General features: G+C 64.1%; 27 protein-coding genes. 15 read left to right on the top strand and 12 right to left on the bottom strand.

Features of this window, described 5'->3' with window-relative positions:
• Window positions 1–10: 10 nt before the first annotated feature.
• Complete coding sequence (locus JKL46_RS24430) at window positions 11–895, top strand: cytochrome c1 (protein ID WP_201838287.1); 885 nt, start codon at window positions 11–13, stop codon at window positions 893–895.
• Between the two features lie 50 nt (window positions 896–945).
• Window positions 946–1,554 (top strand): 2'-5' RNA ligase family protein, encoded by a 609-nt coding sequence (locus JKL46_RS24425; RefSeq protein ID WP_201838285.1) that lies wholly within the window; start codon window positions 946–948, stop codon window positions 1,552–1,554.
• Here the strand turns inward: JKL46_RS24425 and JKL46_RS24420 are convergent, their stop codons facing one another.
• Complete coding sequence (locus tag JKL46_RS24420; RefSeq protein WP_201838283.1) at window positions 1,555–2,055, bottom strand: cupin domain-containing protein; 501 nt, start codon at window positions 2,053–2,055, stop codon at window positions 1,555–1,557.
• 146 nt (window positions 2,056–2,201) lie between these two features.
• Here JKL46_RS24420 and JKL46_RS24415 point away from each other — a divergent pair, with 146 nt between their 5' ends.
• Window positions 2,202–3,077, top strand: coding sequence for an S-methyl-5'-thioadenosine phosphorylase (locus tag JKL46_RS24415; RefSeq protein ID WP_201838281.1), 876 nt, complete (start codon window positions 2,202–2,204; stop codon window positions 3,075–3,077).
• A gap of 6 nt (window positions 3,078–3,083) precedes the next feature.
• Here JKL46_RS24415 and JKL46_RS24410 read toward each other — a convergent pair whose 3' ends face one another.
• Complete coding sequence (locus JKL46_RS24410) at window positions 3,084–3,275, bottom strand: hypothetical protein (protein WP_201838279.1); 192 nt, start codon at window positions 3,273–3,275, stop codon at window positions 3,084–3,086.
• Between the two features lie 51 nt (window positions 3,276–3,326).
• Here JKL46_RS24410 and JKL46_RS24405 point away from each other — a divergent pair, with 51 nt between their 5' ends.
• The gene (locus JKL46_RS24405) at window positions 3,327–3,872 is read left to right on the top strand and encodes an adenine phosphoribosyltransferase (protein ID WP_201838278.1); all 546 of its coding nucleotides are present in this window, start codon (window positions 3,327–3,329) and stop codon (window positions 3,870–3,872) included.
• Between the two features lie 287 nt (window positions 3,873–4,159).
• Here JKL46_RS24405 and JKL46_RS24400 read toward each other — a convergent pair whose 3' ends face one another.
• The 3 genes from JKL46_RS24400 to nfi all read right to left on the bottom strand — a co-directional run bounded on the left by JKL46_RS24400 (window position 4,160) and on the right by nfi (window position 9,464).
• Window positions 4,160–5,167, bottom strand: coding sequence for a MaoC family dehydratase (locus JKL46_RS24400; protein ID WP_246529497.1), 1,008 nt, complete (start codon window positions 5,165–5,167; stop codon window positions 4,160–4,162).
• A gap of 205 nt (window positions 5,168–5,372) precedes the next feature.
• Window positions 5,373–8,654, bottom strand: a complete 3,282-nt coding sequence (locus JKL46_RS24395) for a PQQ-dependent sugar dehydrogenase (protein ID WP_201838276.1) — start codon at window positions 8,652–8,654, stop codon at window positions 5,373–5,375.
• 132 nt (window positions 8,655–8,786) lie between these two features.
• Window positions 8,787–9,464, bottom strand: coding sequence for a deoxyribonuclease V (gene nfi / locus JKL46_RS24390; protein WP_201838275.1), 678 nt, complete (start codon window positions 9,462–9,464; stop codon window positions 8,787–8,789).
• Window positions 9,465–9,611: 147 nt separating this feature from the next.
• Here nfi and JKL46_RS24385 point away from each other — a divergent pair, with 147 nt between their 5' ends.
• Window positions 9,612–10,034, top strand: coding sequence for a group III truncated hemoglobin (locus JKL46_RS24385; protein ID WP_201838273.1), 423 nt, complete (start codon window positions 9,612–9,614; stop codon window positions 10,032–10,034).
• A 3-nt stretch (window positions 10,035–10,037) separates the two neighbouring features.
• Here JKL46_RS24385 and JKL46_RS24380 read toward each other — a convergent pair whose 3' ends face one another.
• The 7 genes from JKL46_RS24380 to JKL46_RS24350 all read right to left on the bottom strand — a co-directional run bounded on the left by JKL46_RS24380 (window position 10,038) and on the right by JKL46_RS24350 (window position 15,745).
• Window positions 10,038–10,190: a hypothetical protein gene (locus JKL46_RS24380; protein WP_201838271.1), complete on the bottom strand. Its 153-nt coding sequence runs from the start codon at window positions 10,188–10,190 to the stop codon at window positions 10,038–10,040.
• Window positions 10,191–10,271: 81 nt separating this feature from the next.
• The gene (gene ychF / locus JKL46_RS24375) at window positions 10,272–11,369 is read right to left on the bottom strand and encodes a redox-regulated ATPase YchF (protein ID WP_201838269.1); all 1,098 of its coding nucleotides are present in this window, start codon (window positions 11,367–11,369) and stop codon (window positions 10,272–10,274) included.
• A 4-nt stretch (window positions 11,370–11,373) separates the two neighbouring features.
• Entirely contained in the window at window positions 11,374–11,997 is a 624-nt protein-coding gene (pth, locus tag JKL46_RS24370) for an aminoacyl-tRNA hydrolase (RefSeq protein WP_201838268.1), read from the bottom strand.
• An 88-nt stretch (window positions 11,998–12,085) separates the two neighbouring features.
• A complete protein-coding gene (locus JKL46_RS24365) occupies window positions 12,086–12,703 on the bottom strand; it encodes a 50S ribosomal protein L25/general stress protein Ctc (RefSeq protein ID WP_201838267.1) in 618 nt (205 codons plus the stop codon).
• A 209-nt stretch (window positions 12,704–12,912) separates the two neighbouring features.
• Window positions 12,913–13,845 carry a ribose-phosphate pyrophosphokinase gene (locus tag JKL46_RS24360; RefSeq protein WP_201838266.1) on the bottom strand — a complete coding sequence of 311 codons (933 nt, stop codon included), beginning with the start codon at window positions 13,843–13,845 and terminating at the stop codon, window positions 12,913–12,915.
• 154 nt (window positions 13,846–13,999) lie between these two features.
• Window positions 14,000–14,521, bottom strand: a complete 522-nt coding sequence (locus JKL46_RS24355; protein ID WP_201838265.1) for a hypothetical protein — start codon at window positions 14,519–14,521, stop codon at window positions 14,000–14,002.
• A gap of 63 nt (window positions 14,522–14,584) precedes the next feature.
• Entirely contained in the window at window positions 14,585–15,745 is a 1,161-nt protein-coding gene (locus JKL46_RS24350; RefSeq protein WP_201838264.1) for a benzoate/H(+) symporter BenE family transporter, read from the bottom strand.
• Window positions 15,746–15,947: 202 nt separating this feature from the next.
• Between JKL46_RS24350 and uvrC the strand changes: the two genes are divergently transcribed.
• From uvrC to JKL46_RS24300, 10 genes are all read left to right on the top strand, one after another.
• The gene (gene uvrC / locus JKL46_RS24345) at window positions 15,948–17,951 is read left to right on the top strand and encodes an excinuclease ABC subunit UvrC (protein WP_201838263.1); all 2,004 of its coding nucleotides are present in this window, start codon (window positions 15,948–15,950) and stop codon (window positions 17,949–17,951) included.
• Window positions 17,952–18,089: 138 nt separating this feature from the next.
• The gene (gene pgsA / locus JKL46_RS24340) at window positions 18,090–18,686 is read left to right on the top strand and encodes a CDP-diacylglycerol--glycerol-3-phosphate 3-phosphatidyltransferase (protein WP_246529496.1); all 597 of its coding nucleotides are present in this window, start codon (window positions 18,090–18,092) and stop codon (window positions 18,684–18,686) included.
• Window positions 18,687–18,691: 5 nt separating this feature from the next.
• Window positions 18,692–18,943, top strand: coding sequence for a molybdopterin converting factor subunit 1 (gene moaD, locus JKL46_RS24335; protein ID WP_201838260.1), 252 nt, complete (start codon window positions 18,692–18,694; stop codon window positions 18,941–18,943).
• 17 nt (window positions 18,944–18,960) lie between these two features.
• Window positions 18,961–19,419 carry a molybdenum cofactor biosynthesis protein MoaE gene (locus JKL46_RS24330; protein WP_201838258.1) on the top strand — a complete coding sequence of 153 codons (459 nt, stop codon included), beginning with the start codon at window positions 18,961–18,963 and terminating at the stop codon, window positions 19,417–19,419.
• A 62-nt stretch (window positions 19,420–19,481) separates the two neighbouring features.
• A complete protein-coding gene (locus tag JKL46_RS24325) occupies window positions 19,482–19,751 on the top strand; it encodes a hypothetical protein (protein WP_201838256.1) in 270 nt (89 codons plus the stop codon).
• A 506-nt stretch (window positions 19,752–20,257) separates the two neighbouring features.
• Window positions 20,258–21,298: an extensin-like domain-containing protein gene (locus JKL46_RS24320; protein ID WP_201838254.1), complete on the top strand. Its 1,041-nt coding sequence runs from the start codon at window positions 20,258–20,260 to the stop codon at window positions 21,296–21,298.
• Window positions 21,299–21,378: 80 nt separating this feature from the next.
• Window positions 21,379–21,810 carry a hypothetical protein gene (locus JKL46_RS24315; RefSeq protein WP_201838252.1) on the top strand — a complete coding sequence of 144 codons (432 nt, stop codon included), beginning with the start codon at window positions 21,379–21,381 and terminating at the stop codon, window positions 21,808–21,810.
• On the top strand, window positions 21,807–22,469 hold the full coding sequence (locus JKL46_RS24310) for a ribonuclease T2 family protein (protein WP_201838251.1): 663 nt from the start codon (window positions 21,807–21,809) through the stop codon (window positions 22,467–22,469). The genes JKL46_RS24315 and JKL46_RS24310 overlap by 4 nt, the downstream gene beginning before the upstream one ends.
• A gap of 7 nt (window positions 22,470–22,476) precedes the next feature.
• Window positions 22,477–23,325: a 23S rRNA (adenine(2030)-N(6))-methyltransferase RlmJ gene (locus JKL46_RS24305; protein WP_201838250.1), complete on the top strand. Its 849-nt coding sequence runs from the start codon at window positions 22,477–22,479 to the stop codon at window positions 23,323–23,325.
• Window positions 23,326–23,390: 65 nt separating this feature from the next.
• Window positions 23,391–23,996, top strand: coding sequence for a glutathione S-transferase family protein (locus JKL46_RS24300; RefSeq protein WP_201838249.1), 606 nt, complete (start codon window positions 23,391–23,393; stop codon window positions 23,994–23,996).
• Window positions 23,997–24,123 lie beyond the last annotated feature (127 nt).

The following is a 24,123-nucleotide window of genomic DNA, read 5'->3' as shown; positions in this document are numbered from 1 at the left end:
AAACAGACCAATGATGAAGCGTACTCTTCTCATCGCAGCCGCCGTTCTCGGCCTTGCCGCTCCGGCCTTCGCCGCCGGCGAGACCCCGGTCCCGCCGCAGCTCAAGTGGAGCTTCCAGGGCCCGTTCGGCACCTTCGACCGCGCGCAGCTCCAGCGTGGCTTCAAGATTTACCGGGAGGTCTGCGCCTCCTGCCACGGCTTGAGCTACGTCGCCTTCCGCAACCTGTCGGAGCCCGGCGGCCCGCAATTCTCCGAGGCCCAGGTTCGCGCCCTGGCGGCGGAGTACAAGATCCAGGACGGGCCGAACGACGCCGGCGACATGTTCGAGCGTCCCGGCCGCCCTGCCGACCGGTTCCCGTCGCCCTTCCCGAACGAGAATGCGGCCGCGGCAGCGAATGGCGGCAAGGCTCCGCCGGATCTGTCCCTGATGCCCAAGGCCCGCACCTACGAGCGCGGCTTCCCCTGGTTCATCACCGACGTGTTCCGTCAGTATACCGAGAACGGCGCGGACTACGTCACGGCGCTGCTTCACGGCTACGAGGAGCCCCCTCAGGGCTTCCAGGTTCCTCAGGGCGGCCATTACAACCACTACTTCCCGGGTCATGTGATCGCGATGCCGAAGCCGCTCAGCGACGGCCAGGTCGAGTATCCGAAGAACGAGGCCGGTCAGCCCCAGGTGCCGGAGACGGTCGAGCAATACGCCAAGGACGTCACCGCCTTCCTGATGTGGACCGCGGAGCCGCATCTCGAGGCCCGCAAGCGCCTCGGCTTCCAGGTCATGCTGTTCCTGCTCGTCCTTTCCGGCCTGCTCTACTTCACCAAGAAGAAGGTGTGGGCCCGGGTGGGCGGCGAGGTCGACGGCCACGCCACGCCTCCGATGACCCACAATCCTTAAAACGGATCAAGGCCCCGCTCCGGGGCCTTTTTCTTTGGGCGTGAAATTCCATGCTGCAGACGATCGCCGACACCATCTGGGGCCAGCCCTGCCTCGCCTACCACGTCCAGCCCAGCCTTGAGCCCGAGACCCGTGAGGCCTTCGCGGAGGTGCAGCGGGCTTTTACCGCGCTCTGGCCGGAACCCCTGCATGTCGGGCCCAAGCATGGGCTGCACGTGACCATCTATCCGCTGATGACCGTGTGGGGAGACTATGACAAGGACGCCTATTGGCGGCAGATAGCGCCTCGGATCCGGACCATCCTGGAGGAGCTCTGCACCGGTCATCGGGCCCTCGACCTGCGTTTCTCCGGGATCAAGGTAACCAATACCGCCATCATTGCGACGGCGGCCGAGGATAGCGGCCTGATCGCAGCGATCCGTGAAAGGATCCTCCGCGAGATTCCCCCACCGCCGGGCCAGAAGCCGATCGTCTACGACCTGATCCATTCGACCCTGGCGCGCTATCGGACGAAAGGATCCATTCCCGACGAGGTGGTCGAGCGTGTCGAGACCCAACCCCTGTCCATCGTAGCGCCCGTTTCACGGATCAGGCTCGTCCGCGAGACCGTCTTTCCCTGCCTCGTGACCGACGAACTCGCCTCGTTCCAGCTTGGCTGATCAGCCCGGCCGGCGCGGCTTGCCGTCATGGGGCCCGAGGGAACGCACCGGCGCGTCGTCCCACCAATCGGTGCGGTGGGCGCGCAGTTCCGGATTGACCGGATAGACGATCCGGTTCTCGTCCTTGTTCGCCTCGCCGACCACCAGGAGCCGGACGGTCTCATTGGTATTGTTGAGGAAGCTGTGCGCGATCCCGGTCCCGGCCGGGAAGCCGACCGCATCGCCTGGGCGGAGGCGAAAAAGCTCGCCGTCGATCCATGCATCGGGCGTGCCTTCGATCACGTAGACGAATTCCTCCTCCGAGCTCTCCGCATGCGGATAAGAGGTGCGCCGGCCCGGCGGCAGCAATTCGTGGTGGATGCCGAGCTTCGTCAGGCCGAGGGCCTCGGAGAAGGCCGAGTTGATGCTCCGCAACTCCTTCGAGCCGCGAAAGACCGCGGTGCCGTCGCTCTGGAGTTCCTCGTAGTGCCGGATGAAGGAGGGGCGCTTGGCCTGGGTCATGGACGATCTGCCTTTTCACCGATGACGGTCGAGCCTTTCTATATGAGGCGCGTCTGCGAACCGGCCACATCTTTTCGCGGTGGGCTTGGGGTGTGGCCCGCCCTCGGCTATGAAGGCCGGGCGGCTCCAGACAGGCGAGGGCGACAATGACGAAGGCGGTTCTAGGAATCATCGGCGGATCGGGCGTCTATGACCTCCCCGGGCTCGAGGACATGCGCGAGGAGCGCATCGAATCGCCCTGGGGCGAGCCTTCCGACGCTCTCCGGATCGGCCGCATCGGCGAAACGACCATCGCCTTCATGCCACGTCATGGACGCGGGCACCGCCTGTCGCCGTCCGACATCAATTACCGCGCCAATATCGACGTGATGAAGCGGGCTGGCGTGACCGACCTGATCTCCGTCTCGGCCTGCGGCTCGTTCCGGGACGAGTATTATCCCGGCTTCTTCGTGCTGGTGGACCAGTATGTGGACCGCACCCACAGGCGCGAGAGCTCGTTCTTCGGCAAGGGCTGCGTGGCGCATGTGCCGATGGCCCATCCGGTCGGGCCGCTGCTGCGCCAGCGCATTGCTGATGCGGCCGTCGCCGAACATATCCCGTTCACCCTCGGCGGCACGCTGGTCTGCATGGAGGGCCCGCAATTCTCGACCTATGCCGAGTCGATGACCTACAAGAAACTCGGCTACGACGTGATCGGCATGACGGCCATGCCGGAGGCCAAGCTCGCCCGCGAGGCCGAGATCACCTATGCCACCATCGCCATGGTCACGGATTACGATTGCTGGCACCCGGAGCACGACAACGTAGACGTGGCCTCCGTCGTCGCGGTCGCGCACCAGAACGCCGTCACGGTCGCGCGCCTGGTCGCGCGTGTCGCAAAGGACTTCCCGGCCGAGCACGAGCCGTGCCCCGTGGGCTCGGACCGGGCGCTCGAAGGGGCCATCATGACCGCGCCCTCCGCCCGCGATCCGGAGCTTTTGAAAAAGCTCGATGCGGTGGCGGGGCGGGTGCTCGAGCCCTGAGGAAGCCTAAGTCATCATCCAGGTCATGCGGCCAAAGCCGAAGATCGCGCGGAAGATCCAGCCGATGACGGCCAGGATGAAGCTGACGATGATGGCGGCCGGGATCACGGCGAGCGAAGCCTTGACGAAGAACAGAACTAGGCTTCCAAAGGGGATGTCGATGTCGCTGAGAACGGTTCGGGCGGGTTGTTCGGCCATGGCACGGCTCCTCGGATCACATCAACCTTTTCACCTATGGCAGGCTTAAGCATGGACCAGCGTCTCATCACCGACCTGAAGGATGCGATCCGCTCGATCCCGGATTATCCGAAGCCCGGCATCGTGTTCCGGGACATCACGACCCTTCTGGGCGACGCGCGGGCGTTCCGGCGGGCGGTGGACGAACTCGTCCACCCCTTCGCCGGCGGACGCGTCGACAAGGTGGCGGGAATCGAGGCGCGGGGTTTCATCCTCGGCGGGGCGGTGGCGCACCAGCTCTCCGCAGGCTTCGTGCCGATCCGCAAGAAGGGCAAGCTGCCCCATGAGACGGTGCGCATCGCCTATTCGCTGGAATACGGCGTCGACGAGATGGAAATCCACACGGATGCCATCGGCCAGGGCGAGCGGGTGATCCTGGTGGACGACCTCATCGCCACCGGCGGCACGGCGGTGGCGGCGACCCAGCTCCTGCGGCAGATCGGAGCCAACATCGTCGCCGCCTGCTTCATCATCGACCTGCCCGACCTCGGCGGCGCGCAAAAACTGCGCGATCTCGGCGTCGATGTGCGCAGCCTCGTGAGCTTCGAGGGGCATTGATCGGGCGTTGCCCGACTGCAGTGGGGAGGAGCTGGAGGTGGGGCGCCGGCGCCACTTCTCCGGGTCAACACCGAGGCTGCCGCAGGCATCACCTCTCCCCGGTGGGGAGAGGTCGAGCGCAGCGAGGGTGAGGGGGCACAGGTTTCTCCGGACAGGGCGTAACCCCTCACCCGGACCTAAAGGTCCGACCTCTCCCTCAAGGAGAGATGAACCCGCGCCATACCTTCAACGGTGATCGCATACACCCTCACCCTTGATTCCTCCCCACAAGGGGGACGGAGAAGAACTCACCCCCGCCTTTCCCAGAATACCATTCCGTCGAACGCAAAAACCTCCTCGCCGTGCTGGTTCGTGCCGGTGTTGTGGTGGAACACCAGGCCCCAGCCGGGGCGGGAGGCGGAGGCGCGCTTGGCGGTGACGGTCGAGCGGTAGGCGATCGTGTCGCCCGCATAGACGGGCTTCACCCATTTCAGGTTGGAGAAGCCGGGGGAGGGGCCGAGCCGGGCGGGCCGTTCGCCGCGGGCAAGGGCATCGGCGCGGGTGCGCTCGCGGTAGCCCACCATCCGCTTCATCCAGACGCTTGCAGTATGCCAGCCGGAGGCGCAGAGGGCGCCGAACAGGCTGCCCTTGGCGGCTTCCGCGTCCACATGGAATCGCTGCGGATCGAACTGCCGGGCAAAGCCGATGATGTCGTCCGCCGTGAACGTGTAGGAGCCGAGTTCTTCGGTCTCGCCGAGGACGAGGTCCTCGAAATAGGGATTGGCCGAGACCGGCGGGATCTCCCGCCTGGGGGTGGTTCCGGGAGGCGCTTTCGCGGCGGCGAGCGCATTGCGGCTCACGTCCGAGAAGGGCTCGGCATCCCGGGTTGCGAACATCACCCAGTTGGTCTGGCCGAGCACCTTCTCGTCGGCCTGGTTGAGCATGTCGAAATGGAAGCGCACGAGGCCGAGCGAAGGCTTGCTCTTGGAGATCCTGCTGTCCAGCACCGTCATCTGCGAGCGCAGGGTGTCGCCCGGCCTGACGGGCTTCACCCATTTCACCTCCTCGATTCCCGGCGCGCCCATGGCGGAGGAATCGAGCAGCAGTCCGTCGGCGACGAGGCGCATGTTGAGGCTGCAGGAATGCCATCCTGACGCGATCAGGGTGCCGATGAAGCTGTCCCTGGCGGCGATCTCGTCCACATGGAAGGGCTGGGCGTCGTATTCCCGCGCGAAGGCGACGATGTCGTCCTTCGAGACCGTGAGGGGCCCGAGAGTCTGGGCGAGGCCGGCCGGAAAATCTTCGAACGTGCGCATAGGCATCCCCTGTTGGGATGTGCCCTAACACAACGGGCCTCCCGGTGGGAGGCCCGTCGCGGCATTCGTGATCTGCGCGATCCTGGAGCATTTTTCGGCGAAGTGGATCCGGTTCGCCTTCAAAAAATGCGGCAATGCACGCAAGAGAGCTGATTCCACGCAAGTGGAAACAGCTCTGGGATCGCGCAAGAGATGTGTGACAGCCTTACAGCACGAACCATCCCTTGCTGAGATCGATGGAGCCCTTCAGCTTGATCACGGCCTCGGCCGCCTTGTCGCTGTCGGTGTTGAGGTAGACGAAGGTTTCCTTCTTCGTCTTCTCGACGCGCACCTGACCGGCCTTGGTGAAGGCCTTATCGCCGATGAAGGAAAACTTCTGGTCGCCCTTCTTCCTGCTGTCGGCATCGACCAGCTTGAGGTCGATCCGGTCGCCCTCCTTGCCCTTGAAGTCGGTGATATAATCCGCCTTGCTCTTCGACGAGCCGGTCTCCTTGTCGTCGAAGACGAACACATCCTTGCCCTTGCCGCCGGTCAGCGTGTCCTTGCCGAGGCCACCGATGATCCGGTCGTTGCCGTCGCCGGCGCTGAGAAGGTCGTTGCCGGCGCCACCGAACAGGAAGTCGTTGCCGGCGTCGCCGTTCAGCGTGTCGTTGTCTGCATCGCCGTTCAGCGTGTCATTGTCCGCCCCGCCATTCAGCACATCGTTGCCCACGCCGCCGATGAGGGAGTCGTTGCCGGCATCGCCATTCAGCAGGTCGTGGCCCGTAGAACCATCGAGCGTGTCGTCGCCGGCACCACCGGAGAAGGTGTCGAGCCCGTTCCCGCCGAGGATCCGGTCGCCATTGGTGCTGCCGGTGGCGCTTTCGTTCAGGACGTCGCGAACGGTGATGGCGAGCGTCCTCGAGATCGACGCTCCGGCGCCATCGGTCACTCTCACGGTGATGCTGTGCGATGTTGCCTGTTCATAGTCGAGACGGACGCCGTCCGCGACCTTGAGCGCGCCGGTCGCGGTATCGATGGTGAAGCGCCCGCCGGCATCGTCGGTGAGCGCGAAGACATGCGTATCACCCTCCATATCCTCGGCGGTGAACGTTCCAACGGCCTTGCCGGCCGCGCTGTTCTCGTCCACGACATCGGTGTCGATGAGGATCCCCGTGGGCGCCGGGTTAGTCAGGTTCCCTGCCGTGACGGAGCCGTCATTGAATGTGAAGATCTCCACGTTGAAGATGGTGTCGGCCCCATCACCGCCGGTGCCGCGGTTGTCCTGAAGGATGAACGAGCCGTCCTCCCTGCGCTCGATCGTGTAGTCTGAACGGTTCCCGGTGAAGACAACCTCGTCATTGCCGCCACCGCCGTCGATCCGATTGGCACCGCTGTTGCCATAGATCCTGTTGGCCAGGTTGTTGCCGATGATATCGGTGACTTCCCTGGTTCCATCGGCCCTCAGGATCTCGATATCGACATTGTCCGCAAGCATGAAGGACGATCCGCGAATGACGACCGTGTCCGTCCCCTTGCCGCTGAACTCCTCGATCGTCTCGCCATGGCCGTAGACGAAATAGGTATCGTTGCCGTCGCCGCCCTTGAGCGTATCTTGTCCCGTCGCGCCATCGAGCTCGTTCGCCACGTCGTTACCGGTGATGACGTTGGCTCCGGTATTGCCGGTTGCACGCATTGCGGTGCCGAGAAGCGTCAGGTGTTCAAGGTTGCCGTAGCTGTCTTTCGCAGAGAGGCTGAAGTCGATCGTCGACTCGACTGTGTCGGCGCCTTCGTTTGCGGCTTCGATGATTTCGTCGCCGGCATTGTCCACCACATAGGTGTCGTTGCCGCGTAAGCCTTCCATCTTATCCGCGCCACCCTTGCCGTCCAGCCGGTTCATGCCTGCATTGCCGATCAGGCTCTGCGCGAACTCGTTGCCGGTCAGGTCGAGCGATATCTCGCTTTCTGAATCATCGGCCTGAAGGATCTCGATCTCTTGACCGCTCTGCAGGACGAATGAGCCCAACGCTCCCACGAAGTCGTTGTCGTCGTCCGCGGCACTCTCTCCAGCGATCGTGTCGTCGGAATCGACATAATAGATGTCGTCGCCCTCGCCGCCCTCCAGCGTGTCGGCACCGGCGTCGCCATACATGATGTCGTTACCCGTGCCGCCATAGATATGGTCGTCGTCGTCGCCGCCGCGAATGATGTCGTTGCCGCCGCCACCGTAGATGGTGTCGTTGCCTTCGGCGCCGTTCAGAGTGTCACCCTCGTCCGGGACTGGCGTGTTGTCGCTCAGGCGGAAGATGCGGCCGGTATCGTTGCCCCAGCTATTGTCGGCATAGCTGATAGCATAGAGTCTCCCCTGACCATCGAGGCCGAAGGACGACAAGTGCCCGAACTGAAGGGGGATGCCGTTCTGATCCCGGAAAAGATTAGTGACGTCGTCGACATCGGGAGAGGTTCCGCTGACATCCATGGCGAAGATTTTGCCGACGTTAAAGTCGCCGAAGATGTACTTCCCATTCAGTGATCCTTGGCCCGAATAGAAATACCCTCCGGTCACAGAGCCGCCGACATCACGGCCATAGTAATGATATGGGTCCGTATAGCCCGGAATGTTCTGTGGGCCATCGCCAACGGCTGTCGGACGCCAACCATAGTTTTCGCCGGCTTTGACGATATTAATTTCTTCGTAGGTGTTCTGACCGACATCGGCGACATAAAGCGTGCCATCTGGGCCGAAGCTTGCACGCCAAGGATTGCGTAAGCCAACCGCCCAGATTTCAGAAGGCTGAGGGAGCTCACCCACGATATTGGCAAACTCAGTGGGATTGTCGGTGGGAATTCTGTAGTTGCGATCCTCGTCGGCTGGGAAGCCATCTCCGCTGACGTCGATGCGGAGCATCTTGCCGAGATGGTTGATTGTGCCATTGGCGTTCACGACTGTTTGCGCGTTGGTCGCGACCGTATCTTCACCGGTTGCAATGTAGAGCATGCTGTCCGGACCGAATCCGAGCCAGCCCGCACGGTGATGCGTATTCTGCTGCGGATAGTCGATCACCATGATCGTCTTTTCCGTCGGAGCCTTGCTCAGGTCTGTAGGATCGAAGGTGTACTCGACAATGGCCTGCTTCCGCCCTGAGCCGTCGGGCTGATCGGGCGTCGTGTAATTGACGTAGCATTTGCCGTTCGTGGCGAAGTCCGGATGGAAGGTGAATCCGAGAAGCCCAGCTTCGGTGTTGTTGTTGACCTTGCTGCTGATGTCGAGAAACGTTTTAGGGGTGGCTTGTGGATCGTTCAGGTCGTGGATCTTGATCGTTCCGCCCTGGGACACCACGAACAGCCGATCCGTATCACCCGTCGGCGCCGTCGCGAAAAGTGGCCGGTAAAGACCAGAGGCAATCACCGAACTGGGCGCTAGCGCCTCCGGATAGCCATAGATCGTATCCGCCTCCGAAGTGCCGCTGTAAGTATCCGAGCCCGAAGTACCCCAATAAACCGCCATAACCATGCCCCATGAGATGATGTTTTGTATCCTAATCTGTCGCCGAGGGGCGTGAGGTCGGCAACTCTCTGAACGGGGAGGGTCGGTGACGAAGCGTCACTTTTGCGCAGGAGGAGGGCGCTTCCTGAGGAGCTACAGGCTCTCGCCGGAAAACTGTCCCGCCGCGTTGTGCGCCAGCCGGATCGGCTCGGGCAGGCGGTACTTTGGGGAGCAGCGCAGGACGAGCTCGGCGGCGCTCGGGATGTCGGCGAGATGGCCGGGGGAGATGAACATCGGGTTCTTGGCGGTGCGGGTGCGCAGCGCGACGCCGATCACCTCCTTGCGATCGATCAGCGGGGCGGCGGAGCCCTTCTCCTCGCCAAGATCCTTGTAGCGGCCGCACAGCAGCGTCTTGCCGCAGCCGATGGTGGGGCGGTCGAGCCACAGGCCCATATGACTGGCGATGCCGATGCGGCGGGGATGGGCGATGCCCATGCCATCGAAGAGGAAGACGTCGGGCTCGGATTTCAGCTTCTCGAAGGCCTCCTCCAGCACCGGCCCCTCGCGGAAGCTGAGCAGGCCGGGCACGTAGGGAAAGGGTGTCGGGCGCTGCGCCAGCACGGTCTCTACGGGGAGGAAGCCGGGATAGGTGACCACCACGATGGCCGCCTGCGATTGCTCGTTCTTCACGCTCACATCGACCCCGGCCACGAGCGCGACCCTGCCGAGGTCGATGGGACGGTCGGAGACCACCTCGGTCCTGAGCTGCTGCTGCAGGGCGATGGCCTCGGAAGGGGAGAGATTCCAGCGGTGTCTGTGGTGAAGCTGCATGATGGCGTGTTCAGAGTGACCAGGGCTCAACGCTCTCGCTTCGGGAACGATCCACCTTGATCTGGATCATAGTCTTGGCCGCCTTTCCCCGTTAAGGAAATGCCCTTGCGATGGGGAAACGCCCGTCGCCCTTGAAGGAGATCAGCTTTGGCGCATTCCGCCGCAGGCCGCAGCATCCCGATCGTCAGCCCGGCGGAGGGCGTGTCCGAGGATCTGATCCGTCGGCTCGTGGAAACCTTCTACGACCGGGTGATCCGCGACCCGGAGCTCGGGCCGATCTTTCAGAAGGAGCTGTCCGGCCGCTGGAGCATGCACCTGAAGCTGATGGTGGATTTCTGGTCGTCGGTCGCGCTGCGGACGGGGCGCTACAGCGGCAAGCCCCAGGCGGCTCATTTCGGGCTTCCCCTCACGCCTGAGCTGTTTACCCGCTGGCTGTCGCTGTTCGAGGCGACGGCCCAGGAGATCTGTGAGCCGGATGTGGCGGCTTTCTTCGTCGATCGGGCCCAGCGCATCGCGGAGAGCCTGCAGATCGGCCTCGGGATCGGACCGAAGGCGCTGCGGCTTCCTTGAGTTTTACCGCTCCCACCATTCGAGCTTGTCGTGGCCGCTCTTCGGCAGCAGGGACGAGATGCCGATCATGAGAAAACCGCAGGCGACGAGAACACCGACGAAGAATTCGGCATTGCCGGGACCGGGAGAGAAGAAGGAATCGAGAAAAGCCTGCATGTGTCGCAACCTCCATGCAGGCTTTTTGGCAGAGCGGCCCTGAACGAACGAAAAAGCCCGCGTTCAGGTTTCCGACAGCTTTTAGGTGTTGAAGCGGAAGTGCATCACGTCGCCGTCCTGCACCGTGTATTCCTTGCCCTCCAGCCGCAGCTTCCCGGCGTCGCGCGCGCCGGCCTCGCCCTTGAGCGAGGTGTAATCGGCATAGGCGATGGTCTCGGCACGGATGAAGCCCTTCTCGAAATCCGTGTGGATCACGCCGGCGGCCCCGGGCGCCTTGGTGCCCTTGGTGATGGTCCAGGCGCGGGCCTCCTTCGGGCCGACGGTGAAGTAGGTGATGAGGCCGAGCAGGTCGTAGCCGGCGCGGATCACGCGGTTGAGGCCTGGCTCCTCGAGGCCGACCGCCTCCAGATAATCCGCCTGCTCGTCGGGCGGCAGGACGGCGATCTCGCTCTCGATCTTGGCCGAGACGACCACGGCCTTGGCGCCTTCTTCCCTCGCGCGCTCGAACACTTGTGCCGAGAAGCCGTTGCCCTTGTCGGCTGAGGCCTCCTCCACATTGCACACGTAGAGAACGGGCTTCGACGAGAGCAGGCCGAGCATCTGGAACAGGCGCTCCTCCTCGACCTTGCGCTCGACCAGGCGGGCGGGTTTGCCTTCGCGCAGCAGGGGCAAGGTGCGGTTGACGAGGTCGAGGGTTTCCTTGGCCTCCTTGTCGTTGCCCTTGGCCTTCTTCTCGAGCGCGGTGACGCGCTTCTCGAGGCTGTCGAGGTCGGCGAGCATCAGCTCGGTCTCGATGGTCTCGATATCGGCGACCGGTTCGATCTTGCCCTCGACATGGGTGATGTCCGTGTCCTCGAAGCAGCGCACCACATGGGCGATGGCATCGACCTCGCGGATATTGGCCAGGAACTGATTGCCGAGGCCTTCGCCGCGCGACGCGCCGCGCACGAGGCCGGCGATGTCGACGAAGGTGAGGCGGGTCGGGATGATCTGCGCCGAGCTCGCGATGCCGGCAAGCTGGTCGAGCCGGTCGTCCGGCACCGCCACGTCGCCCACATTGGGCTCGATGGTGCAGAACGGATAGTTCGCCGCCTGCGCCGCAGCCGTCTGCGTCAAAGCGTTGAAGAGAGTGGACTTGCCCACGTTCGGCAGGCCGACGATGCCCATTTTGAAGCCCATGGCCTCACTCCTTTGTTGCGCCGGCTTTCTCTCCGGGCCGTTTCACGTCCGTCCAGCCTCTCGCCTCCATGGCGAGATGGACCTTGTTCTGAAAGCTCCCATCTTCGCCTTTGGCGAGAAGGGCAGCACTGTCCGCGATGATCCGGCACAGGTCCTCGACCCAGGCCTCTTCGCTCTTGCCGAAATCGCCGAGCACATGGCTCTGAACGAGCGCCTTGTGGCCGGGATGGCCGATGCCGAGGCGTACGCGGCGGTAATCGTTGCCGCAATGGGCCGAGATCGAGCGCAGGCCATTATGGCCCGCATTGCCGCCGCCGATCTTTACACGCAGCTTGGCGGGCGGCAGATCGAGCTCGTCGTAGAAGACCGTCACGTCGTTGAGCGGGATCTTGAAGAAGTTCTGCGCTTCCCCCACCGCCTGGCCGGACAGGTTCATATAGGTCTGCGGTTTGATCAGCAGAACCTTTTCGCCGCCGATCACCGCATCCGCCGCTTCCGCATGGAAGCGCTTGCGCCAAGGACCGGCATTGTGCACGCGCGCAATCTCGTCCACGGCCATGAAACCGATATTGTGGCGGTTCCTGGCGTAGCGGGATCCGGGATTGCCGAGGCCGACGAAGAGGCGCATCGCTTGGTCCTGCTCATAAGAAACGCTCCGGCCTTGCGGTCGGAGCGTTGAAGCCGATCGATGGGCTCAAAACGCCCGATCAAGGCCCTTAGGCGGTGGCAGCAGCCTCGCCCTCGGCCGGAGCAGCTTCCTCTTCCTTCAGGCCGGTCGGGGCCACGACGGTGACGAGGGTGATGTTCTCGGCGGAGGTTGCCTTAGCGCCCTTCGGCAGCTTGATGTCCTCGAGGTGGACCGAGGAGCCGATGTCGAGACCCTCGACCGAAGCCTCGATGAAGTCCGGGATCGAGTCGGAGGGAACGAGCAGTTCCACGGAGTGCTCGACGATCTGGAGCGTGCCGCCGCGCTTTACGCCGGGGCTCTTCTCCTGGCCGACCACGTGCACCGGTACGACGACCTTGATCGCCTGACCCTGCGCGAGGCGCAGGAAGTCGACGTGAACCGGGAAGTCCCGCACCGGGTCGAGCTGGTAGTCGCGCGGAATGGCGCGGACCGTCTTGCCGTCGACGTCGATCTCGAAGATCGTGGTCAGGAAGTGACCGGCGAAGATCAGCTGCTTGGTCTGGTTGAAGTCCAGGGCGATCGCCTGGGCCGGCTGGCCGGCTCCGTAAATGACGGCGGGAACTTGGCCTTGGCGACGAACGGCCCGGGCGGCCCCCTTGCCGGCCCGGTCGCGCGCCACGGCCTTGATTTGCTTTACTTCGCTCATGGTCGTGGTCCTTTGAAATGGGTTTAAAAACCGATGGCCGCCAAGGTTCTCCGAAAAAAACCTACCGGCGGCCATGAGGTCCGCGCCCGTGCCTCCAAGGGTGTCGAGCGGGCGCGAGGCGGCTTATAGAGAAGGACCGCCGGAAATGCAACAAGTTGACCCTGCCAAGCTGGCAAGTGCGGCGATCGGGCCGCTTCCCGGCAGGGGCTTTAATCGAACAGGCTCGACACCGAGCTTTCCGTCGCCGTGCGGCCGATGGCCTCGCCCATGAGCGGTGCGATCGAGATGACGCGGATGTTGTGCGCCACCTTCACGGCTTCGGTCGGCATGATCGAGTCGGTGATCACGAGCTCCTTGAGCCGTGAGCCCGCGATACGGGCCACCGCACCGCCGGAGAGCACGCCGTGGGTGATGTAGGCGGACACCTCCTTCGCACCGTTGGCGAGGAGCGCGTCGGCGGCGTTCACCAGGGTGCCGCCGGAATCGATGATGTCGTCGACGAGGATGCACGAGCGGCCCGACACGTCGCCGATGATGTTCATGACTTCCGACTCGCCGGGGCGCTCGCGGCGCTTGTCGACGATGGCTAGCGGCGCATCGATGCGCTTGGCGAGCGCGCGCGCGCGCACCACACCGCCGACGTCGGGCGAGACCACCATGCGGTTGCCGCTGTCGAGATGATCCTTGATGTCGCGCGCGAGGGTCGGCGCGGCGAAGAGGTTGTCGGTTGGGATGTCGAAGAAGCCCTGGATCTGGCCTGCATGGAGATCAAGGGTCAGCACGCGGTCCACACCCGCATGGGCGATGATGTTGGCGACGAGCTTGGCCGAGATGGGCGTGCGTGCGGCGGGCTTACGGTCCTGCCGGGCATAGCCGAAATAGGGAATCACCGCCGTGATGCGCCGCGCCGACGCCCTGCGCAGGGCGTCCGTGATGATCAGAAGCTCCATCAGGTGGTCGTTCGTGGGGAACGAGGTCGACTGGATGATGAACACATCCTCGCCGCGCACATTCTCCTGGATTTCCACGAAGACTTCCATGTCCGCGAAGCGCCGGACCTGAGCCTTGGCCAGCGGAACATTGAGATAGGCGGAGATGGCCTCCGCCAGCGGACGATTGGAATTTCCCGCAACGAGCTTCATGCAAGCAACTTTGGCTTCGAGTGACCGATAACACCCGCTGCGCAATGCCATAATCCCTGCACCGCTGGGCGCAAGGCTCTTAGCAGCGATATGGAGCCCTCACAATACATGGAAGGCTTCCAATGTGCTGCAAGTTTGGCGAGTTGCCATGCAATCACTGCATCGCGACTTCGGGCTCGTCGTCCGAGACCTCTGCTGTTTGAATGGGTATTTGAGGGGCTGAGGCCGTCTCGGATTTGGACGCCGTCAGGAATTCGGCGATCTCGTCCATGCTGGCCTGGGCGAGCTTCGCCAGGGTGGCCTTGTCGAGAGCCGAGATGGACGAGGTGGGGATGGCGCTCGTTCCCTCCAGGCGCTTGGCCCGGCGCATCTGGGAATCGAACACGTCCCAGACATAGGCGACCTTGGTTTCGCCATTCTCAGTCGAGGTCGAGAGATAGCCGCGGACCCGGTAGCGGGCGTCGGCGCTGGCGCCGACGAGGTCGACCTTGCGGTCGGTCGCGGCACTGGCCAGTTCGTCGACGAGGGCGGTGCGGATGGGGGCGGGGGCCCCGTCGATGCTCTCGAGAGCGACGGGAACGCCCTCGGGCGATCCACCGAGCGGGCCCTGGCAGGCCGCGAGAGCCGTCGAGAGAATCAAGGCGGCAAGCCGCCCCGCATGTTTCATCCCGGCCATGGGGGACCCCGTTCTTGTTCTTCGTAAACGAAGTCTTAAGCTTAACGAGGCTCGCCGTCCAGATCAGACGCGGCGGCGCATCCCCTGGGCCACGGCATCAAGGCCGAGCGCGAGGAGGCCTGCCGCGAGGCCCCAGAAGGCGGAGCCGATGCCGAAGAGCGTCAAGCCGGAGGCGGTGACGGCCAAGGTCAGGATGGCCGGGAAGATCTTCGAGGTCTCGGAAAGGGCGGAGCTCAAGGCGCCGGCGAAGGCGCCCATCAGGGCAAGTCCCGCCACTGTCCGGATCAGCTCGGGAGGCAGGGCGGCGATCAGGCCGATCAGGGCCGCACTGAACGCGGCGATGACCAGATAGCACAGCATATAGAACGGCCCGACCATCCAGCGCTTGGCCGGGTCGGGGTGGGTGTCCGGTCCGGTGCAGATCGCGGCGGATATCGCCGCAAGATTGCTCGTATGGGCACCGAAGAATGCCGTGATGATCGAAGCGAGGCCGGAAACGGCCAGGATGGGCCGCGATGGAGGCGTGTATCCCGAGGCTCGCAGAACCGCGAAACCGGGCAGGTTCTGCGAGGCCATCGTGACCAGGAAGAGCGGAATTCCCAACCCGATCAGGGCCGTCGGCTCCCAGGCCGGTTCGATGAAGGTGAGGGAGGAAAGGCTCAGGCTGGAGGCAAGAGGCTGCGCCAGACCACCCGCGAAGGCGAGCCCGAGGCCCACGAACAGAACGGCCAGCACCGCGAAGGCGGCATTGTAGAGGCGGACGACAAGGAAAAGACCGACCAGGGGCAGGACGAGCCCGGGCGCGGCTTGGGCGCTTTCGAACACCGCCAGGACGAAGCGGATGAGAATGCCCGCCAGCATGGCGGCGGCGATCGGCGTGGGAATGCGCTCGATCAGCCGCCCGAACGGCTTGATGAAAGCCGTCAGCACGATCAGCGACCCTGCCAGAATGAACGAGCCGACCGCCGCATGGATGGAGATGCCGCTGGAGGCTGCGATCAACGCCGCACCGGGCGTCGACCATGCGGCAACGACGGGAATGCGATAGCGAATGCTGAGGATTCCGCTGATGGCGGCCGTCGCGAGGCACAGGGCCGCGACCCAGGACGAGGTCTGCGCCGCATCGGCACCGACGGCCCGGGCGGCCGAGATGATGATGGCGATCGTGCTGCCGAACCCCACCAGGGCCGCCACGACGGCGGATGTGACGATCGACAGGCGCATGGTCCGGCTCCCCTCTGGCAGGAGCTTTGCCGTTTAGAGCATTTTTCGGCGAAGTGGATCCGGTTCGCTGTAAAAAAATGCGGCAAAGCAAAGAAGAGAGCTTTGTCCACGCGAGTGGAAATGGCCCCAGGCCGAACGGGGTGGCTGCGCCAGTTCGCCGGCGGCACTTTCCTCGGGACTCGCGAGCCCTTAAATCTCCTTCATGAGTCGCAATGCCACCAACGACGTTCCGCCGGATATCCTGGACAACGAGGAAGACGACGAGGCCGTAGCCGTCGAAAGCGGCTCGGATGTCGAGTTCGATCTGGAGGTCAATCCGGACTCGGTCCAGCGCGGAACCGAGGTCATCAAGCAGTTCTGGGCGACCCTTCCAAACGCGCCCGGCGTCTATCGCATGATCGACGGGCGTGGCGACGTCCTTTACGTCGGCAAGGCCAAGAGCCTGAAGAACCGCGTCGGGTCCTATGCGCGGGGTCAGGCCCATTCGAACCGCATCGCCCGGATGATCGGCCAGACCACCTCGATGGAGTTCGTCACCACGGCGACCGAGACCGAGGCGCTGCTGCTAGAGGCCAATCTCATCAAGCAGCTCAAGCCACGCTACAACGTCCTTTTGCGGGACGACAAGTCGCTGCCCTATATCCTGCTCACCGCCGATCACGAGGCGCCGCAGCTCGTGAAGCATCGCGGAGCGAGGAAGCGCAAGGGCGATTATTACGGCCCCTTCGCCAGCGTCTGGGCGGTCAACCGTACCATCAACGCCCTGCAGCGCGCGTTTCTCCTGCGTTCCTGCAACGACAGCTATTTCGAGAACCGCACCCGGCCCTGCCTGCTGTTCCAGATCAAGCGCTGCTCGGGCCCCTGCACGCACGAGGTTTCTTCAGAGGATTATGCGGAACTCGTGTCCGAGGCGCGCGCCTTCCTTTCGGGAAAGTCCAGCGCGGTCAAGCAGCGCATCACCGACGAGATGCAAGCTGCGGCCGAAGATCTCGAATTCGAACGCGCGGCGCGCTGCCGCGACCGCTTGGCGGCGCTCTCGGCCATCCAGGGCGTGCAGGGGATCAACACGCAATCCGTCGAGGAGGCGGATGTCTTTGCCGTCGACGAGCAGGCGGGGCAGTTCTGCGTCGAGGTGTTCTTCTTCCGCAACTGGCAGAACTGGGGCAACCGCGCCTACTTCCCGAAGGCCGACAAATCCATGAGCCGGGAGGAGGTCTTGGGTTCCTTCCTGGCGCAGTTCTACGACGACAAGCCGGCGCCTCGCCTCATCCTGCTCTCGCACGAGATCGAGGATGCGGAGCTCATGGCGGCCGCGCTCTCGACGCGCGCCGAGGCGCGGGTGGAGATCCATGCGCCCCAGCGCGGCGAACGGCGCCAGCTCATCGACTACGTGCTGCGCAATGCCAGAGAGGCGCTCGGACGGCGGCTTGCCGATACCTCCTCGCAGCAGAAGCTTCTCGTCTCCCTGAGTCAGGCCTTCGGGCTGCCGAAGGTGCCGCGGCGCGTCGAGGTCTACGACAACTCGCATATCATGGGCACGAATGCGGTCGGCGCCATGGTGGTGGCGGGGGAGGGCGGCTTCATGAAGCAGCACTACCGCACCTTCAACATGCGCTCGGAGGATCTGAAGCCCGGCGACGATTACGGCATGATGCGCGAGATGCTGCAGCGCCGCTTCGCCAGGCTGGTCAAGGAAGAGCCGAGGGCGGCCGAGGAGACCCGGCCGGATGGCGACGACGCCTTTCCCGCCTGGCCCGATCTGGTCCTGATCGACGGCGGCAAGGGGCAGCTGGAAGCGGCACGGCAGGCGTTGTCGGATGTGGGCGTCAGCGAGAGCGACGTAGCGTTGATCGGCATTGCCAAGGGACGGGATCGGGATGCCGGCCGCGAGACCTTCTTCAAGCCGGGCCAGCCGCCCTTCAAGATGCCGCCGCGCGATCCCGCGCTCTATTTCGTGCAGCGGCTTCGGGATGAGGCCCACCGCTTCGCCATCGGTGCACACCGGGCCAAGCGCAAGCGCGAGCTGGTGAAGAACCCGCTCGACGAGATTCCCGGGATCGGCCCGACCCGCAAGCGGGCGCTCCTGCACCATTTCGGCACCGTCAAGGCGATCCAGCGTGCGGCCCTGGAAGACCTGATCAAAGCGCCCGGCGTGAACGCTGCGACGGCTCGCGCGGTCTACGATTTCTTCCACGAGCGAGGGTGACATGGAGGGTCGAAGCGACGGCGCAACTCGCAACGGGCTTGCCCATGTCACATTGCCGTGTTCACCGAATGGCGGCGGTGTGCAACCGAGGCTTGTCCGATTGACGGGGCACGGGTCCTCATGCTTCCTGCGGGTGTTATGAAGACAGTTTCTTCCTTGGGCCGCTCGAAGGCTTTCAACCTCGCCAACATGCTGACCTATGGCCGGCTTGCGGCGGTGCCCGCCGTGGTCGGGCTGCTGTTCTGGCCGGAGGATCACTGGTCCCGCTGGTTTGCCCTCGCGGTGTTCGCGCTCGCCGCCATCACCGATTATCTCGACGGTTACGTGGCGCGCACCTTCGCGCAGCAATCGGCCCTCGGGCGCATGCTCGATCCCATCGCCGACAAGCTGCTGGTGGCCGCGACCCTGCTCATGCTGGTGGCCGACGGCACCATCAAGGGCTGGGCGCTCTGGGCCGCCATCGTCATCCTGTGCCGCGAGATCCTGGTCTCAGGCCTGCGCGAGTTCCTGGCGGAGCTCAAGGTCAGCGTGCCGGTGAGCCGGGTCGCCAAATGGAAGACGACCCTCCAGCTCGTGGCCCTCGGTTTCCTGATCGCCGGGCCTGCGGGCGAGACGGTTCTGCCGAACAATACCCTCATCGGCACGATCCTGTTGTGGATCGCCGCGATCCTGACGATCTATACCGGCTGGGACTATTTCAAGAACGGCATCCACCATCTGGTGGACGAGGGATAGGGCCCATGAAGCTCGTCTATTTCGCCTGGGTGCGCGAGCGGATCGGCCGGACTGACGAGCAGGTGGACGCACCAGCGGGGGTCGAGACGGTCGCCGATCTGGTGCGCTGGCTCAAAAGCCGGGGTGAGGAATACGCCTATGCGTTCGAGAACGAGGGCGTCGTCCGGGCGGCGATCGATCACGTCCACGTCAAACCCGAGGCCCGGATCGCGGGGGCGCAGGAGATTGCCTTCTTCCCCCCGATGACCGGCGGCTGACGCCTTCAGGCGGCGCCATGGCAGCAACCATCCGCATCCAGGCCGAGCCCTTCGATGTTGCCGCCGAGACGGCCGACCTGACTCGAGGGAGAGCGGATATCGGCGCGGTCGTGGCGTTCACCGGCCTGTGCCGCGACGAGGGCGGGCGGTTGGCGGCGTTGGAACTTGAGCATTACCCGGGCATGGCCGAGGCCGAGATCGCCCGGATCGTTGCGCAGGCGCAGGATCGCTGGCCCCTCCACGGTCTCACGATCATCCACCGCTTCGGCATGATCCGGCCGGGCGAGGAGATCGTTCTGGTGCTTGCCGCCAGCGCCCACCGCCAAGCCGCTTTCGAGGCGGCATCGTTCCTCATGGATTACCTGAAGGCCCACGCGCCATTCTGGAAGCGCGAGCACCTTAAAGATGGCACGGCCGGCGCCTGGGTCGAGGCGAAAGAGTCGGACGACCAAGCCATGGAGCGGTGGGGTCGATAGCGCTTGACGCAGCCGCCGGACGGGATGAGCATTGCCCGTGACATGACACGCGGAGATGCCCCATGCGCAGCGTCGTCGTCCTGTTCGGCCTGATGGCGATGGCCTCGGTCCCGGCCTATGCCCAAGATGCCCGAGAGATGCCTGCCCCTCAATTGGTCCAGGCGCCCGCTCACAACCCGCTCGATTGCTATTGCCGTGCCCAGGGCAAGATGGTCCCCGAGGGCGAGAAGACCTGCCTGAGAACGGCGGACGGCCCCCGGCTGGCGTGGTGCGAAATGGAGGTCAACGTGATGTCCTGGACCATCACGGAGACCCCTTGCCCCGATGCATGAAAAAACGCTGCCGGAATGCGGCAGCGTCGAAATTGGAGGTTGGTCTGGAAAGGGAATGGCGTTGCGCGGCCTCAGACGAGTCCTGCGAAAACGGCAAAGATGTAAGAGAAGGATACGCAGACGGCAGCGATGTTGAACGTGGCCGTCCAGTCGAAATTGGAGGTCGGATTCATCTCAGCCCCTGAAGATGGTGGAGGGTTAATTTCCCTATCTGAATGGAGAGGTAGATTATCAAACCGCTCGGACCCTGAGAAGCATCTCGGAATGGCTATGCTTCGCGCCGCCAACCCGATGTAATCGTTAACAAAATCTTAAGCCCTTGTTTCATTGGGCAGAATTCTTTCGAAGACACCGCCGAAAAAAGTTCCTGCTCGATTCTGTCGCACCCGTTTCCCGGCCTATGTTCCGGCAGAAATGCGCCGGCTACGCTCGAATCGGGCCTCAGCACGAGGTGCGTCTGCCTCTGTTGACGGGATGTTTACGGCCTTGGGCCTAGTCTCCGGCCCATGCGTCGTGGGTTAGTTGCGTTTGTTGCCCTATCGCTCACCGGGCTTGGGCTCACCGGTTGCGGGCTGTTTCGTTTCGAGCAGCGCGAGCCTTGGCGCGCGCAGGCCGAGGAGGCCTGCCTGTCGCAGCGCCTCGTGCAGCCTTCCGCCTACATGGCTCTGAGCTCCAAGATCGACGGTCCCGGCGTCTGCGGCATGGATCATCCGTTCAAGGTTTCCGCCTTCAACAACGGCGCGGTGGGACTGAAATCGAAGGTCACGCTGGCCTGTCCCATCATTCCGCAAATCGACAGCTGGCTCGACGAGATCGTGAGGCCGGCCGCCCAGATGTATTTCGGCGTGCCTCTGGCCGACGTCAAAGCCGGCTCCTATTCCTGCCGGCCCCGCAACAATCAGTCGGGAGCAAAGACCTCCGAGCATGCCTTCGGCAATGCCATGGACGTGATGGCCTTCGTGCTGGCGGACGGTCGGGAGATCAATGTCGAGAGGGGCTGGCGGGGCGATCCGTCCGAGCAGGAGTTCTTGCGCGAGGCCTTCGTCGGAGCCTGCCGCTACTTCACGACCGTCCTGGCGCCGGGCTCCGATGCATTCCATTACAATCACATCCATATCGATCTTGCGCGGCACGATCCCCGCGGTGTGCGCCGCATCTGCAAGCCGATCCTGAAATTCACCCCTCGAATCGACCCCGAGCGCAGCCGCGAGATCCTTCAGAGCGCCGCATCGTCCGGCGATCTGGCGCCGGTCGACCTGGAGCAGGACGTGGCGGAGGGGGAGGCCTATATACCCTCCGCTCCGCCGCCACCGCCGTCGCCGGTCTTCGCCGCCCCTGTTCCGGCAGCGCGCTATCCCGCTGGTGGGGGATACTCCGCCGATCTGCCGGGCGCGAATACGGGATCGTCGCGGGTCTCGCCGCCCTCGCCCTATTCTCAGGCGCCGCTGCCGCCGGTCGGCCGTCCCGTCGAGCAGACCTATGCTCCGCCTCGGCCGGCGCGTTCGGCCGGACAGCCGATGATGCTCAACCGCCACGCCCTCTATTAAACGTGAGCGGAGCCTTGACCTTGGCGAGCGTCGCCCACATGGTCGATGATGCGAGTCTGACGACCCGGTGGAGCATTCAAATGAAGTGGCTGGCGGCTATTATCTCCTGCATGTTGTTGAGCGCGCCTGCGCTTGCGCGCGAGATCACGCCGGCGGAACGGCGGGACGAACCTTTCGACGCCTCGCTGCCTGCTTGTGCCGACCCCTCCGTCCTCCAGGACATCTCCTCACGCTTCGAGAACAAGGAGTTCCGGTTCTGGAATTCCGGTCTCAGGCTGGTCCGCTTCGAGCGGGTGCAGGAAGTCGCCTGGCGTCCCTGGGGCCTCGATTACATTCCTCGCCGCTACTGCACCGGCACGGTCATCGTGTCCGACGGCTATAAGCGCCGGATCAACTTCTCGATCCGCGAGGATCTCGGCTTCATCGGCATCGGCTGGAACACGGAATCCTGCGTCGACGGCCTCGACCGCAATTATGCCTACGCACCGCACTGCAAGCAGGCCGCCCCTTGATCCTGCGCCGGTGCCTTGCCTTTGCGGGTGCCTGCCTTTTCTCGATCCTGCCCGCCCAGGCTCAAGCGCCCCGGGAGGCACGGGGCGCCCCGATGGGGCAATTCGACTTTTATGTGCTGGCCCTGTCCTGGTCGCCCGGCTTCTGCGAGAACAGCGGCAGCCGGAGCCGGCAATGCGATAGCGGCAGCGGCCTCGGTTTCGTGACCCACGGCCTCTGGCCGCAGCGGGAACAGGGCTATCCCAGCTTCTGCGAACCCAACGGGCGCTTCGTGCCGCAGACGGCCATGGCCGAGGCGAAAGGCCTGTTTCCCGACGACAATCTCGCCCGATACCAATGGCGCAAGCACGGAACATGCACCGGCGAGTCGCCGAGCGGTTACTTTCGTGCCGTGCGACAGGCACGAGACCTCGTCCGCATCCCCGATGGCTTCAAGGACCTGACCAGCCGCTCGCAGGTGCTGCCGAGCGAGATCGAGCGGGCCTTCGTCTCCGTCAATCCGGGCTTGCGCCCCGACATGATTTCCGTTTCCTGCGGACGGCGTATCTTCCAGGAGGTGCGCATCTGCCTCACGCGGGATCTTCGCGGCTTCCGCTCATGCGCAGAGATCGATCGCGACGGCTGCCGCGCAGGCGAGATCGCCGTTCCGGCAATGCGATAGGACGCATATGAATTACCGCCATGCCTTCCACGCCGGCAATTTCGCCGACGTCATGAAGCACGCGTTGCTGGTGCGCATCCTCGCCTATCTGCAGCGCAAGGAGACACCGCTTCGCGTCATCGACACCCATGCGGGGATCGGTCTCTACGATCTCTCCGGTGACGAAGCCGGACGTACGGGCGAATGGGTCGAGGGCATCGGGCGTCTCGACGAGGCATTCTCCCCGGAGGTCGAGGACATTCTCGCACCTTATCGAACCGTGATCGCCGAGGTGCGTGCTCGCCATGGCGAGAATTCCTATCCCGGTTCCCCAGCGATCGTACGCGAGGTGCTGCGGCGGCAGGATAGAGGAGTATTCGTGGAACTGCATCCGGCGGATCATGCGGTGCTCAGCGAAGCGTTCAACGAAGTCACGAATCTCAAGGTGATGCATCTCGACGGCTGGACGGCGCTTCATGCCCTGATCCCGCCGAAGGAGAAGCGCGGTCTCGTTCTCATCGATCCGCCCTACGAGAAGCCGAACGAGTTGGAGCGGCTCGGCACGGAGCTGCTCGGAGCTCTGAGAAAGTGGCCGACCGGGGTCTATGCCGGCTGGTATCCGATCAAGGATGTTGCGCCGGTCGATGCGGTTATCGCGCGTCTTCATGAAGAGAGCCCGCGTCCGGGCCTGCGCCTCGAGCTCTATGTGGACGACCCGCGCGACGCGACCCGCCTCAACGGCAGCGGCCTCTTCGTCATCAACCCGCCCTGGTCCCTGAAGGAGGAGGCGGAGCTGCTGCTGCCGGCGCTCGCCGGGCGCCTGTCGCGCAGCGGCTATGGCGCCTATCGCTGTGAAGCCTTCGGTCCCCCTGCTTAAATCGAGTTGCCGTTCATGGCCTGAGCGTTCATGAGTTCTCCCATCGTTTCGATAGGGGTTTGCTCATGCTCGTTCTCCGTTCCTCGCCTGCTTCGCCTTTCGGCCGGAAGGTCAAGCTCTCGGCTTCGATCCTCGGATTGTCCGACCGTATCCAGATCGTCGACGCGGATACGCTGAATCCGGACGATTCCATCCGCCAGCAGAACCCGCTGGGAAAGATCCCTGCGCTGATCCTGGAGAGCGGCGAGGTGCTCTACGATTCCCGCGTGATCGTGGACTATCTCGATCATCTGGCCGGAGGAGGGGGAGTCATCCCCAATGGCGCCGCGCGGTTCTCGGCCCTGCGCGATCAAGCGCTCGCCGACGGCATCATGGATGCGGCGCTGCTGCAGGTCTATGAGAACCGCTTCCGCCCGGAGGACCGGCATGAGCCGAAATGGGTTGCGCATCAGTCCGACAAGGTGCGCCGCGGGCTCGACCATGCGGAGACCCATCTCTCGCAACCGGGCCAGCCTCTCCATATCGGCCAGATCGCGCTCGCCTGCGCCCTCGGCTATCTCGACCTGCGCTTCGGCGGCCGCTGGCGCGAGGGCTATCCCAAGCTCGTCGCCTGGCTCGCCGATTTCGAAGCCCGCGTCCCGGCCTATGCGAAGACCAGGGTGACACCCTAAAGCCATTTTCGGCGAAATGGATCCGGGTTGCCGTCAAAAACGCGGCCCTTCCGCAAGGCCCTAACAAAAAAGGCCCGGGGTGACCCGGGCCTTTTCGTCTGTCTCGGGTGAGACGGATCTTAGTAGG

The sequence above is a fragment of the Microvirga zambiensis WSM3693 genome (assembly GCF_016735695.1).
Taxonomy (GTDB): domain Bacteria; phylum Pseudomonadota; class Alphaproteobacteria; order Rhizobiales; family Beijerinckiaceae; genus Microvirga; species Microvirga zambiensis.
The sequence above is the reverse complement of the archived record's forward strand: the minus strand, read 5'-3'. Positions and strand labels throughout refer to the sequence as shown.